Below are 12,726 nucleotides of genomic sequence, written 5' to 3'. Positions count from 1 at the left end.
GTAATCGTTCCTTCTAACACGATTTCAGAGTCTGCGGGTACTTCCAAATCTACGGTTTTGCACTTCGCTAAACTCACGCCGGAACCGCCGTAAAGTCCGGCAAACAACCATTCCGATAAATCTACAGGAATTGGGGTTGCTGCGGCGAGAATGATTAAAGGATCGACTCCCAGGGCGATCGCAACTTCCAATTTTTTACCAGCCTGCGCCGCTTTTCGCAAGTGCCGCGCGCCTCCTCGGACAGATAACCAGTGGACAGTCATCGTATTTTTTGACTGCAATTGCAAGCGATAAACCCCGACATTCGGCGTACCGGTTTCGCAATCTTTGGTAATTACTAAACCTAGGGTGATAATTTTGCCCGCATCTCCGGGATAGGGGCGAATCATCGGGATTTTGTTCAAATCCACGCCTTCTCCTTCAAACACCACTTGCTGACAAGCTGGGAAGAAGTCGCGCCCCGGTTTAGCTTTCACTACGTCGAACAAGACTTTGCCGAATTCTATGGCTTGGGAAATCTTTTTGGGCGGTTTTGGCTGTTGTAGCATTCCCAATTTTTTGCCGAGCTCTTCTAGTTCGATCGGCTTTTCCATGTTCATCGCCCAGCAAACCCGTTCTTCCGTGCCCAACAGGTTAATCGCCACGGGGAATTCTGCGCCTTTGACGTTTTCAAACAAAAGTCCGGGCCCGCCCTTGACTAGCATTTGGTTGGAAATTTCGGCAATTTCGAGATCGGAATCGACTAAGGCGCTAATTCGGCGCAGTTGTCCCCTTTCTTCTAGGAGTTTCAGGAATCCTCGCAAGTCTCTAGCCATTTTCTTTAAGAATTGTTAAGTGTATTTATTTTATTATTAGCCCATCGGCCACCATAAAGTTAAGCTACCCTTGTCAGTTAATGAAAAATCCCCGACGTTCGCCCGATCGATTCCGCCACAGCCGTCGTTCTCGCGGCCAGCAGTTTTATCCGTCCCAAGCTGTTAGCCAACAAGGTTTTCAGCCTCGATACCCGTTGAGTTGCGAAGGCGCGGAAAGTTCTCCTTCCCCAGAAACAGCCGTAAAGTTCGATCGGGAAATTGCGATTTTGCTGCTGGATGCAGAAAACTTGAAACTCGACATTAATGCGGAAAAGTTTTTAGCCAGTTTGTGCAGCTATCCCCTGCAAGTTAAGATTGCTTTTGCTAACTGGAAAAACCCCAGCACCGGTAAGCTGGATACTGAATTGTACGATCGCGGTTACGAACTAATTCACGCTCCGGGCGGCGCTAACAGCGCTGACGGTAAAATGATTGCCTTCGGTGCTGCTATTTTACACCGCTATCGGGATGTCCGACAAGTTTTTGTTTGTTCCTCCGACGGTTTGTTAAATCACCTTTGCAATCAACTCCAAAATCAGGGATTGACTGTGTTTCGGGTGCGCCGTCAAAATGCTATCTTGTCTGCAGAAAATCATCTAACTGGGGAGAGCCATCACTATTCTTGCGAACGTAAAATAGAAATCCCTACATTTCCAGAACTGGCAAATCAAATTGCTGACTTATTGAAAACTGAATACCAATCAATCGACGAGCGAATAGCTCGGCTTTCTAGTATTGTTGAGATTTTTCAAGAGCGTCGCGCTCTCGAATTCACTTCTATAAATTCCTCCAATATAGAAGCATTCGCATCATCCCCAAAATATCTAACCTGCGAACCAAAAGAACCTGCAACTTATGAAGTTGTTGGTGCAAATATTGAACAGGAAAAATTGCTAAAAACTGTCCCTGCTAATCCCGTGACTATCGATTCACTGGAAGTCTTAGAAAGTATACTTGTAAAACTCCTTCGATTGCAGATAAAAGACTCTACAAAAACTGCTGTTGGTATAGCTGAAATTAAAAAACTATTTTTCAACCAATGTCAAGTTCATGCTGATTCTATAGTCAAAAGTTTCTTGGTCAATTCCAGTTTAGTTAAGTTTTTGCAGTCGCGTCCCTCGGTATTTCAATTAACATTGCTTGGGAGCGAATATCAAGTGACGATAGTCCAAAAATATTCGGATTCAAAAACTTCTTCATCTGCCACACTGGAATCATCTTTAGCAAAAATTGTGAGAACTTTAACCGCTCAATCTCCAGGCGCTTACATTTCGATTCCCCTAGTAGCCGGTGAATTTCATAAGCAATACGGTCAACCAATTACCAAAAAGCTGAAATCTCTCAAATTAGAGAGTAATTTTCTCGACTTTTTAAAGTCATCTCAAACATTTAAAGTGCAAAAAAAAGGTAAAGAACATCAAGTGGCGATCGCCCCTTCCCAGTTCTCTTAATCTAAGATTAACCAAAATTTAAAATCAACTTAATTTAGACAACCAGTTTTTAACAATTAAAAACTTAATCTAAGATTAACCAAAATTTAAAACAAGCTTATTACTTCCCGTGTTTTTAGTTGAGGAATTCAGTCTATCCTATGGAAGAGATTTGCAAAGACTGCTATTAATCAATTGAGGACAAGGAGTTATGGTTTTCTTCACTAAAAGCTGGCGGCGCGGCTTTATAGTTACGCTGGCGGTAGCAGCATTTTCGCTCTCTTTGATTAGTTCTGCGGTAGCTGCGGTAACATTAAACGGTTCGGGAGCCACTTTCCCTAAACCGCTGTACGATCGATATTTCTCGCAAATGAGAAGTGCCACGGGTATTACTGTTAACTACGAAGGAACAGGCTCCGGCGCCGGTATCCGAGCATTAATTTCAGGTACTGTTGATTTCGCAGGCAGCGATGCCCTGATGAGTTCTGCACAAATCGCTCAGGTAAAACGCGGCGTCATGGCAGTGCCGACAGCCGGCGGGGCGGTTGCAGTTGTCTACAACTTGCCCGGAGTCAACAATTTGCGGCTGAGTGCCGATGCGATGAAGGGCATTTTTGAACGCAAAATAACCCGCTGGAATGACCCTAAAATAGCAGGAATTTCTGGACAAGCTAAAAATTTGCCAAACACGGCAATTCGAGTAGTTGTGCGGGCAGACAGCAGCGGTACAAGCTTTATTTTTAGCAATCACTTGCAGGCTATCGGCAGCAGCATCAAGGGTGCCGCTCAACCGAGTTGGCCCGGTGGCCCTCTCAGCGGTCAAGGAAACGCCGGCGTAGCGGGTTTGGTGAAACAAACAGCGGGTGCAATTGGCTACGTTCAAGATACTTACGCTCGGCAAAACAAGCTCCAAACGGCATTTATTCAAAATAAAAAAGGCCGCTTTGTAGACGCTAATTTGGCCGAAGCTGAAAAAGCTTTCGCAGGGGAAGCCTTCCCGGCAGATTTCCGCTTAGTTGAAGGAAATCCTAACGATGGATATCCGATTGTTGGCTTGACTTGGCTGTTAATCTACAAACAGTATCCTGCTGCGAAAGCAGAGGCTATTAAAAAGATGGTTAATTGGGTGATGACTACAGGCCAAGGTCTCAACAAACAGCTAGAGTATACCTCGATTCCGCAAGGGACAGCTCAAAAGGTGATTCAAACAGTGAATCAGAGCGTGGTTGCTAGAGGTTAATTCAAATTTTTTCCAATAGTTATGAGTTTTGAGTTTAATGTATGACTCAAAACTCATAAATTACAGAGCTTTGGTGCGAAGTGCACACCTTATTTATGAAACTTACGCACGGGGGTCAGAAACCGGGTTTTTTTACGAAAAAACGCGCTGTAGTCAGCAGATTACGTAAAAAACCCGGTTTCTTTGTCGGAGTGCGTAAATCCTGAGTTTCTCAATTCAAGATTTCGCTGTTTACGCCATAACTCGGTATGACCAATTCTTCAAAGAAACCGAAAAAATTGACTCGGAAGCCTGCAGCAATCAACACCCACGTAGACTTGACTGATACGAAGGGTGAAGGTTTGTGGCTGGAGTCGGGATTTACTGTATTTGTATGGGCTTTTGCTTTAGCGACGGCGGGCACGCTGTTCTGGATGAGCTGGATAATTTTCAAGGATGCTTGGCCTGCTATTAGCAAGTTTGGACTGGAGTTTTTGTGGAATCCCAAATGGGATATCGGAGAGTTACAGTTTGGGGCTTTGCCGTTTATTTACGGTACATTAGTTAGTTCTGCGATCGCCATTATCATCGCAATTCCTCTCGGGCTTTCAGTAGCCATCGTTACTAGCGAGAACTTTTTGCCAATTTGGGTGCGATCGCCCTTGGGATTCATGGTTGAATTAATCTCAGCCATTCCCAGCGTCATCGTTGGACTTTGGGGAATCTTTGTGTTAATTCCCTTCCTGCTGCCTCTACAGCAGTCCCTGTTCAACAATTTTAGTTGGTTTCCCCTATTCAGCAGCGAACCCGTGGGGCCGGGAATGCTGCCCGCCGGCATACTTTTATCAATAATGATTCTGCCCACAGTAGCCGCCATCAGCCGCGATGTATTGCTATCAGTTCCAATAGATTTGCGAAGCGCTTCCATGTCCCTCGGCGCCACCCGCTGGGAAACCATATTTAAGCTGTTATTGCCAGCAGCAAGTTCGGGAATTATCGGAGCAACTATCTTAGCCTTGGGACGCGCTTTGGGCGAAACAATGGCCGTGACAATGGTAATTGGCAACTCAATTCAAATCAACAAATCCATCTTAGCTCCCGGCTACTCAATTCCCGCCGTTCTGGCAAGCCAATTTCGGGAAGCTCAAGAAGAACTGCACATCGGCGCTTTAATGTATTTAGCCCTAATTCTATTTGTCATCACCCTATTGGTGAACGCAGTCGCAGTCTTGCTAGTTCAGCTAATCGGCGTTAAAGGAGCTAAGAATTAAACATGACTCAAGCACAAAAATCAAACAGTATTCTGGACGCGGAAATATATAACCCCCTGTCGCTGAGCCGAAATTTGTTCGGCCGGGGAATGACAGTTATTTCCTTCGCTCTCACAGCTCTTGCCCTGCTACCTTTGTTCGCTATTTTGTACAAAATTTTAGGGGAAGGACTGACACATTTGAGCTGGGAAGTGCTAGTATCTCTGCCCGCACCCGTGGGAGTTGAAGACCAGCCCAACGGCTTTGCTAATGCAATTCTCGGCACAGCTTTAATGGTAGGTATTGCGACATCAATTAGCGTGCCTATCGGGGTGATGACGGGAATATTTATGTCAGAGTTTGGTAGAGAAAATAAAGCAATTGCCAATACAATCCGCTTTATCACCGTCATTCTCAGCAGCGTTCCCTCAATTGTTGTCGGCGTGTTTGCTTACGCTTTAATTGTCATTACAACTAAAGCATTCTCAGGATTAGCCGGCGGTGTTGCTCTCGGCATCATCATGCTGCCCGTTGTGGCGCTAACCACAGAACAAGCATTAAAATTAGTGCCTGTTTCTTACCGCCTCGCTTCTGCTGGTTTGGGAGGTGGACGCTTTCAAACTATTTTTCGGATTATTATTCCCTCAGCACTTCCGACTATTACCACAGGCATTTTACTCGCAGCTTCCCGCGCCGCCGGCGAAACAGCACCCCTAATTGTAACTGCCTTGTCGAGCCAATTTTGGCCCCCTTTAGTTGAGAAATTGGGCGAAATAGTTCAGTCTCCCGCCGGCGCAGAAACTCTCTCAAAAATCCAAGAAATTCCCGGTACACTGCTGACTCCAACTCCTTCTATGTCAGTATTAATATACAGTTACGCCAGCTCTCCTTACAAGGAGCAGAACGAATTGGCGTGGACTGCCGCTTCTGTTCTTTTGGGAATGGTTTTAGTTACTAGCTTAGCCTCCCGCGCCGTCACTCGCAAACGCTTGCAAGATAGGTAAATTGCGTGGGAAGGAAGAAGGAAGAAGGAAGAAGTCATTAGTCATTAGTCATTAGTCATTAGTCATTAGTGCTGTCGCCTCCGAGCTTTCCGTACAACGTCATCAGCAAGAAGGAAGAAGGAAGAAGGAAGAAGGAAGAAGGAAGAAAACAACTATAGCGGTTCTCAAGCGTTGTGAGGTGTGCCATATACCGCCCTATGCCCTAGGCCCTATGCCCGACAGTACCTCATCTTTCGCTTGAAATGCTATATCTGTGTATTTGTGATTTCGGAAATCAGTGCATAGCTATCAAGACGAACTAAATAATGCCATCAGGTAATATTCTGCATCTAAAAATCTACCAGCCACACTAGAAAAACTGCAAATAATGAAACCCAAAAGCAACTTAAAATCTGAAAAATATAGCGACCAATTTTTAGAAGACGCGACTCCTGAAATCGACCCCAATGCCATGCCAGCCTTGCGGGTTCAGGACTTGAGTTTCTCCTACGGAACTCACAAAGTGCTCGAAAATTTGTCAATGAATATCCCTCACCCGCAAGTGACGGCGATTATCGGCCCTTCAGGTTGCGGGAAATCAACGTTTCTTAAAGCTCTCAACCGCATCGGCGAATTGGAAGGAAAAGTTCAAATAAAAGGCAGGGTTGAGTTTTTTGGACAGGATATTTACAGTCCTAAAGTCAATATTAATAGTTTGCGCCGCCAAATGGGCATGGTGTTTCAAAGGCCGAATCCTTTTCCGCTGAGCATTTACGATAATATTGCTTACGGAGTCCGCATTTTTGGTCGCAAAAGCAAAGCAGAGTTAGACGAAATTGTGGAATCTGCCCTGAAAAGTGCGGCGCTTTGGGATGAAGTGAAAGATAATTTGAAGAAGTCGGCGCAGGGGATTTCTGGCGGACAGCAGCAGCGCCTTTGTATTGCTCGCGCTTTGGCGGTGAAGCCAAAAATTCTGCTGATGGATGAGCCTTGTTCTGCTCTCGATCCGATTTCTACGATGAAGATTGAGGAGTTGTTTCAGACTCTGCGGCAGCAGTTAACTGTGGTGATTGTAACGCACAATATGCAACAGGCTGCTCGGGTTTCTGATTATACGGCTTTCTTTAATACTGATGAAAGCCGCATCGGCCACATGGTGGAATTTGGGCCGACAAGTCGGATTTTTACTTCTGCAAGTAATTCGAGTACCAGGGATTATATTCAAGGTCGTTTCGGTTAATATTTAGTTGGCAATTGTGCCGCGATATCAGAAACCGGGTTTATATGAGATTTGGCGTTTAGCAATCACAAATCTAGAAATAAACCCGGTTTCTCGCCTTTACCTTTACATCTGAATAAGAATTTTCCGAGTGCCGTGCGATCGCGACGGCAAGGTATAATTCTGATTACTGCAAACCATTTTTATATGTCTCCCCCACTTTTAAAGCGAGAATTGGGTGTTTTTGGCGCAACTCTCATGGGCCTGGGTTCAATCCTCGGTACGGGAGTATTTGTGAGTATCGGAATTGCGGCCCAAATTGCGGGGCCGGGAGTGCTTTTGGCTGTAGGTATCGCTGCTTTGGTTGCTGTTTGCAACGGCCTTAACAGCGCTCAATTGGCGGCGAGTCATCCTGTTAGCGGCGGTACTTATGAATACGGTTACAAATATCTCAATCCTTGGCTGGGTTTTACTGCCGGCTGGATGTTTCTGTTAGCTAAAACGGCTTCGGCTGCTACTGCTGCTTTGGGTTTTGCGGGGTATTTTTTAAATGCAGTTGGTGTTGCCGATCGCACTTACCTCATCCTAACAGCATTAATCGCCCTCGCCGCCCTAACTTTAATTGTCTTGACGGGAATCAGGCGATCGAATATTACCAATACTGTCATAGTCTCAGTTACACTCTTATCTCTGGCTGTCTTTATCGCTGCAGGTTTACCAGAAATCAGATGGGAAATAGCCACTGTACAAAATGATAGTTCGATCGGCTCCATCCTCCACGCCACCGCCCTAATGTTTGTCGCCTACACCGGTTACGGCCGCATCGCCACAATGAGCGAGGAAGTGCGGGAACCGAGTAAAACCATTCCCAAAGCCATAATTTTTACTTTGGTGCTGACAATGCTGCTTTACATGGCCGTAGCAATAGTTTTCGCAGGCGCGGGGGGAGCCGATAAATTGTCCCTGCAAACAGGCGCTGCGGCTGCACCTTTGGAAGTCCTCGCCCGCAGTTTCCCCACTCCGGGAGTTTCTCAACTGCTAGCCGTCGGGGCAATTACTGCCATGCTGGGAGTATTGCTGAACTTAATTTTAGGCTTGTCGCGCGTCTGGCTGGCGATGGGGCGGCGTATGGATGTGCCGCGAGTCTTGGCGCGGCTGAATCCTTCGCAGACAACCCCTTATGTAGCTGTGGTGGTTGTGGAAATTACGATCGCACTTTTTATCCTCGTCGGCGATGTTAAAACCACTTGGTCATTCAGTGCCTTTAGCGTTTTGATCTACTACGCTATCACCAACCTCGCAGCGCTGCAACTTTCCCCCGCCCAAAGGCTTTACCCGCAGTGGCTGGCTTGGGTTGGATTGGCTGCGTGTCTGTTTCTGGCTTTTTGGGTGGAGAGGGAAATTTGGCTGACTGGGTTGGCGTTAATTGCAGCAGGTTGGATTTGGCGGGCGATCGTCCGGCAGCCGGCAAGAAACTAACATTATGATAGATTGAGACACCATCCCGCATTGTAGAGGGCCATGCCCGATCGAACTCCCTTGTCAGCGACTCAAGAATCCGTCGCAATCAGCGCCATCAGCCGCTATATCGCTCAAACACTAACATCCATTCACGAACAACATCCCGAATGGATAGCTGAAAAATACAGGAAAACCCCCTGGGCAAAACCTGATTTTCAGGCAGTTTTGATGGGAAAATTGACCAAAACCTTCAAAGCAGCCAGCGATACAAATTCCCTGCTGCAGACAGCCAAAAACTATCTCCAAATTCTGCTGACTCCACAATTCATTAATTCAGTTCAATTCAGCAAAATATTTGCCAAAATTCAGCAGCTAGCCACAGCCCAAACAGCACCAGCCCCATCACAAAACACAGTTTCCCCAAAACCTCCAACTCCCACCGCCCATCAAACAAATTCGCTTCCTGCCGGCATTGCCATCTTGCTGCTAGATGTCGAAAACTTGCAACTCACCATCGAAACCGAAAAATTCCTAGAGGGAATTTGCCACTATCCCGTCCAAATCAAAGTAGCCTTTGCCAACTGGCGCAGCATGGGCAAAAAAGATGCCGAATTTCACCAGCGCGGCTATCAACTAATTCACGTCCCCCCCGGCAAAGACAGCGCAGACTTAAAAATGGCTACAGTCGGCGCATCGATTTTCGTACATTATCCCACAGCAAAAGAGATTTTTGTCTGTTCGTCCGATCGCGCCCTCACCCACCTCAGCAATACACTGCAAGCCCACGGCTTAACCGTATTTCAAGTCCGCAAGCAAATAGATAAAATCATAGTTTTAAACAGCAAAACCGGACAAATAGAAACCCATTCCCTCGCAACCTTACCAGAAATCACACCCCTAGAACAATTAGTTATTCAGCTCAAAGAATTAATCAAAAAAGAGCAACAGCGCACCTCAGCTCAGTGGATCAAAATTTCTACCATCTCAGCTTTATTTAAAGAAAATTACGGTTTAGCCCTCAATCAATTGGCAGAACAGCATTTGCTAGGCAATAAAACCAGAGATATCTTCCTCAAATATCCGACCGAGTTTGTCCTCCACAAACCCTCAGAAAAATTTCAAACTTATGTCACCCTTTTTGAAGTTAAATTGCCCCCCCACCCGCCAATACTTAATAACAAAGAAAATTCAAATAACACCCAAGCAGCACCTGCAAAATTGACAGACATTAATTCTCTCGAAGACTTGGAAACAGCTCTCGTCAAAATAGTTAGCGACTTAACTGGCAACTCTCCCGATAATTCTGTATTTCTCTCCAATCTAGGCAGCGAATTTCACAGACAGTACGGCAAACAAATTACCCAAATAATTAAAGACTTTAACATCGGTAGAAAATTTCCTAAATTTTTGCAATCCTGCGCTTCTCTTCAGCTCACAAAAACCGAAAAAGGCTGGCAAGTTTCTCTAAAATAATTATTGGTTATTGGTTGTTGGTTATTGGTTATTGGTTATTGGTGATTGGTTATTGGTTATTTGTTATTGGTGATTGGTGATTGGTTATTTGTTATTGGTTATTGGTTATTGGTTATTGGTTATTGGTTATTGATTATTGATTATTGGTTATTGGTTATTGGTTATTGGTTATTGGTTATTGGTTATTGGTTATTTGTTATTGGTTATTTGTTATTTGTTATTGGTTATTTGTTATTTGTTCCCCAATTTCCAATTTCCAATCCCTCCGCTTCGCTGGGCCCAATTCCCAATTCCCAATTCCCAATTCCCAATTCCCAATTCCCAATTGCCAATTCCCAATTCCCAATTCCCAATGCCCAATTCCCAATTCCCAATGCCCAATGCCCAATTCCTAATTATTTATGACAACCAAAATTTTATTAACATCATTTGACACTTGGCTGCCGCATCAGGAATCCAACTCTTCTGACGACTTATTAGCCAAGGCTTCTCAAATTCAATCTTTGCCTGATTCCATAATTTTTTTGAGGAAACTGCCCGTAGATTTTCAGTCAGCGCCGAATTTGGCGATCGCCCAAATCAACCAAATCCAACCAGACACCGTTATCTGCTGCGGCATGGCTGAAAGCCGACAAAAACTAACCGTAGAATCTTGCGCCTGCTGCGAGCGCGATCTTCTCAAAACAACAGTTGATCTCGAACAGCTAATTGCTGATTTACCCACAACTGAAATCAGTCACGAAGCCGGAAAATTTGTTTGCGAAGCCCTATATTATGCGGTTTTAAAACACCTTGCCGATTCTCTACTTAGCACCAAATGTATTTTTGTACACGTACCAGTTTTAACTGCAGACAATGCCGACAAAATTGTCGCCGATTTTTTATTAATCTTAAATCGCCTCTCTTGACAACTGACAACTGACAACGATCGGGGCGGGCACGGGGGCACCGCCCCTACCAATTGCCAACTGACAACTGCCAATTGTCAACTGCCAAGTCTTTAGCCGCCGTAATTCCAACCAGTGCTTTCTAACAGCAACGGATTGCCTTCTCGGTGAACGCCGGCTGCGACAACTTCTCCGACATACACCGTGTGATCGCCGTGTTTTACAGCGCCGACAACACTGCACTCAATGTAACCCAGAGAGTCGGAGATAATCGGACAACCAGTTTCGGCACCGGCATAAAATTCTACATCCTCAAATTTATTGCCAACGCGCCGCTGCTGCTTAAAGAATTTCTGGGCTAACTCTTTTTGTCCTGCTTCTAGGAAACTCAACGCAAAGACTCCGCTGGCTTCGATCATGGCGTGGGATTTTGAGTCTTGCTTGACGCAGTTAACGACTAAGGGAGGGGTAAAGGAAGATTGCATCACCCAGCTAGCGGTGAAACCGTTGAGTTCCTCCCCGTCTTTGACACCGCAAATGTACAATCCGTGGGGGATTTTCCGCAAGATGGTCTTTTTAGCTTGTTCGTCTAGCACGGGCTTACCTGTCGATCGATAATTCTACATTTTCCAGTTTACCTTTTGGAGAGCCCGCAAACCCAACTGTCTTAAGGGCGATCGGGCTACACCGATATTGTTCAGATTGCCTGTTTTGCTGTTTTCGATAGCAAATATGCTGCTTCCCGCCACCTTTCTTTTGCTAGAATTACATTTAAATATTTGTATTTTTTGACAACTAAGTATATACGAATATTTTTAGCTGCGGGTTTGCTTTTTTTTGTTCAATGGAGAACAATTTTTGTTTTTATGCTGGTAGTTGGTGTTTTTGTATTCAGCATGAAAGCTAAATTCCGTGAGGAATTGCAGGAAGAAATGGCTTTGAGCGAGATCGAGTTGCGAAGGTAAGAAACTCAAAACTTGCTCACTCAAAACTTTTATGCTACCCCGTGCTTCTTAAACCAATTTTGCAGCTTTTGCCAAGCATCCTTGGCATCTTTTTCTCGGTAAGTGGGGCGGTAGTCGGCGTTAAAACCGTGCGGCGCATCTGGATAAAGCACAATTTCGGAACCGCTGCTACCAGTTTTGAGAAGTTGTCGCATTTTCTCGACTGTATCGTTGGGAATTAAGTCGTCTTTGCCACCGTAAAGCCCCAATACTGGCACTGTCAAAGTTGCTGCAAGGTCGATCGGCTGTTTGGGAGTTAAAGCCGTAGAAGCTCCAACCAAACGTCCGTACCAAGCTGCGCCTGCTTTGACTTTCGGGTTGTGGGCAGCGTACAGCCAAACAATTCTGCCTCCCCAGCAAAATCCGGTAATTCCCAATTTATTAATGTTGCCTTTTCCTGAATTTTGCGCCCAATTGACGGTAGCATCTAAATCGGACATCACTTGAGCATCGGGAACTTTTGAAACTACTTTGCTGACAATTTCTTGGATGTCGGTGATTTTAGAAACATCGCCTTGGCGGGCAAACATTTCTGGGGCGATCGCCAAATAGCCTAATTTGGCAAAACGGCGGCAAATATCTTGAATGTGTGCGTGAACTCCGAAGATTTCTTGAATTACTAAAATTACTGGAAAATCGCTGCCAGTAGCGGGCATTGCTCTGTAGGCTGGAATGAACTCGTCTTTCACGGGGATTTTCACTTCACCTGCTATTAAACCAGTTTTATCTGTGGTAATAGTTGCCAAAGAGATAGGATGAACGGCTAAGGCAAATCCGGCGGTTAATGCGGTGACTGTGATAAATTGTCTGCGAGTTAAATCTTTCATGGGGAATTGGGAATTGGGAATTGGGAATTGGGAATTGGGAATTGGGAATTGGGAATTGGGAATTGGGAATTGGGAATTGGGAATTGGGAATTGGGAATTGGGAATTGGGAATTGTCAAC

At 45.2% G+C, this 12,726-nt stretch carries 12 protein-coding genes; 8 read left to right on the top strand and 4 right to left on the bottom strand.

The features are described from left to right. Positions 1 to 815, bottom strand: an 815-nt coding sequence (locus WBA89_RS22055; protein ID WP_424409469.1) for a UbiD family decarboxylase, incomplete at its 3' end; no start/stop codon positions are given. 80 nt (positions 816 to 895) lie between these two features. Here WBA89_RS22055 and WBA89_RS22050 point away from each other — a divergent pair. The 7 genes from WBA89_RS22050 (at position 896) to WBA89_RS22020 (ending at position 9,889) form a co-directional block, all read left to right on the top strand. Further along, complete coding sequence (locus tag WBA89_RS22050) at positions 896 to 2,305, top strand: NYN domain-containing protein (protein ID WP_424409468.1); 1,410 nt, start codon at positions 896 to 898, stop codon at positions 2,303 to 2,305. Positions 2,306 to 2,495: 190 nt separating this feature from the next. Then, entirely contained in the window at positions 2,496 to 3,524 is a 1,029-nt protein-coding gene (gene pstS / locus WBA89_RS22045; RefSeq protein WP_424409467.1) for a phosphate ABC transporter substrate-binding protein PstS, read from the top strand. A 248-nt stretch (positions 3,525 to 3,772) separates the two neighbouring features. After that, entirely contained in the window at positions 3,773 to 4,774 is a 1,002-nt protein-coding gene (gene pstC / locus WBA89_RS22040; protein WP_424409466.1) for a phosphate ABC transporter permease subunit PstC, read from the top strand. A gap of 2 nt (positions 4,775 to 4,776) precedes the next feature. Then, complete coding sequence (gene pstA / locus WBA89_RS22035) at positions 4,777 to 5,757, top strand: phosphate ABC transporter permease PstA (RefSeq protein WP_424409464.1); 981 nt, start codon at positions 4,777 to 4,779, stop codon at positions 5,755 to 5,757. A gap of 367 nt (positions 5,758 to 6,124) precedes the next feature. After that, entirely contained in the window at positions 6,125 to 6,976 is an 852-nt protein-coding gene (gene pstB / locus WBA89_RS22030) for a phosphate ABC transporter ATP-binding protein PstB (protein WP_424409462.1), read from the top strand. 186 nt (positions 6,977 to 7,162) lie between these two features. Continuing rightward, positions 7,163 to 8,434 (top strand): APC family permease, encoded by a 1,272-nt coding sequence (locus WBA89_RS22025; protein ID WP_424409460.1) that lies wholly within the window; start codon positions 7,163 to 7,165, stop codon positions 8,432 to 8,434. Between the two features lie 42 nt (positions 8,435 to 8,476). Further along, the gene (locus WBA89_RS22020) at positions 8,477 to 9,889 is read left to right on the top strand and encodes an NYN domain-containing protein (RefSeq protein WP_424409458.1); all 1,413 of its coding nucleotides are present in this window, start codon (positions 8,477 to 8,479) and stop codon (positions 9,887 to 9,889) included. A gap of 224 nt (positions 9,890 to 10,113) precedes the next feature. Here WBA89_RS22020 and WBA89_RS22015 read toward each other — a convergent pair whose 3' ends face one another. Continuing rightward, positions 10,114 to 10,263, bottom strand: a complete 150-nt coding sequence (locus WBA89_RS22015; RefSeq protein WP_424409456.1) for a hypothetical protein — start codon at positions 10,261 to 10,263, stop codon at positions 10,114 to 10,116. A 27-nt stretch (positions 10,264 to 10,290) separates the two neighbouring features. Between WBA89_RS22015 and WBA89_RS22010 the strand changes: the two genes are divergently transcribed. Then, positions 10,291 to 10,797, top strand: a complete 507-nt coding sequence (locus tag WBA89_RS22010) for a peptidase C15 (protein ID WP_424409455.1) — start codon at positions 10,291 to 10,293, stop codon at positions 10,795 to 10,797. A gap of 92 nt (positions 10,798 to 10,889) precedes the next feature. Here the strand turns inward: WBA89_RS22010 and WBA89_RS22005 are convergent, their stop codons facing one another. Both WBA89_RS22005 and WBA89_RS22000 read right to left on the bottom strand, forming a co-directional pair. Beyond that, the gene (locus WBA89_RS22005) at positions 10,890 to 11,372 is read right to left on the bottom strand and encodes a flavin reductase family protein (protein WP_424409454.1); all 483 of its coding nucleotides are present in this window, start codon (positions 11,370 to 11,372) and stop codon (positions 10,890 to 10,892) included. Positions 11,373 to 11,770: 398 nt separating this feature from the next. Beyond that, a complete protein-coding gene (locus tag WBA89_RS22000; RefSeq protein ID WP_424409452.1) occupies positions 11,771 to 12,607 on the bottom strand; it encodes a dienelactone hydrolase family protein in 837 nt (278 codons plus the stop codon). Positions 12,608 to 12,726 lie beyond the last annotated feature (119 nt).

Origin of the sequence: Microcoleus sp., from assembly GCF_049646505.1 — a bacterium.
In the GTDB taxonomy this organism is placed as follows: Bacteria; Cyanobacteriota; Cyanobacteriia; order Cyanobacteriales; family Microcoleaceae; genus Microcoleus.
The sequence above is the reverse complement of the archived record's forward strand: the minus strand, read 5'-3'. Positions and strand labels throughout refer to the sequence as shown.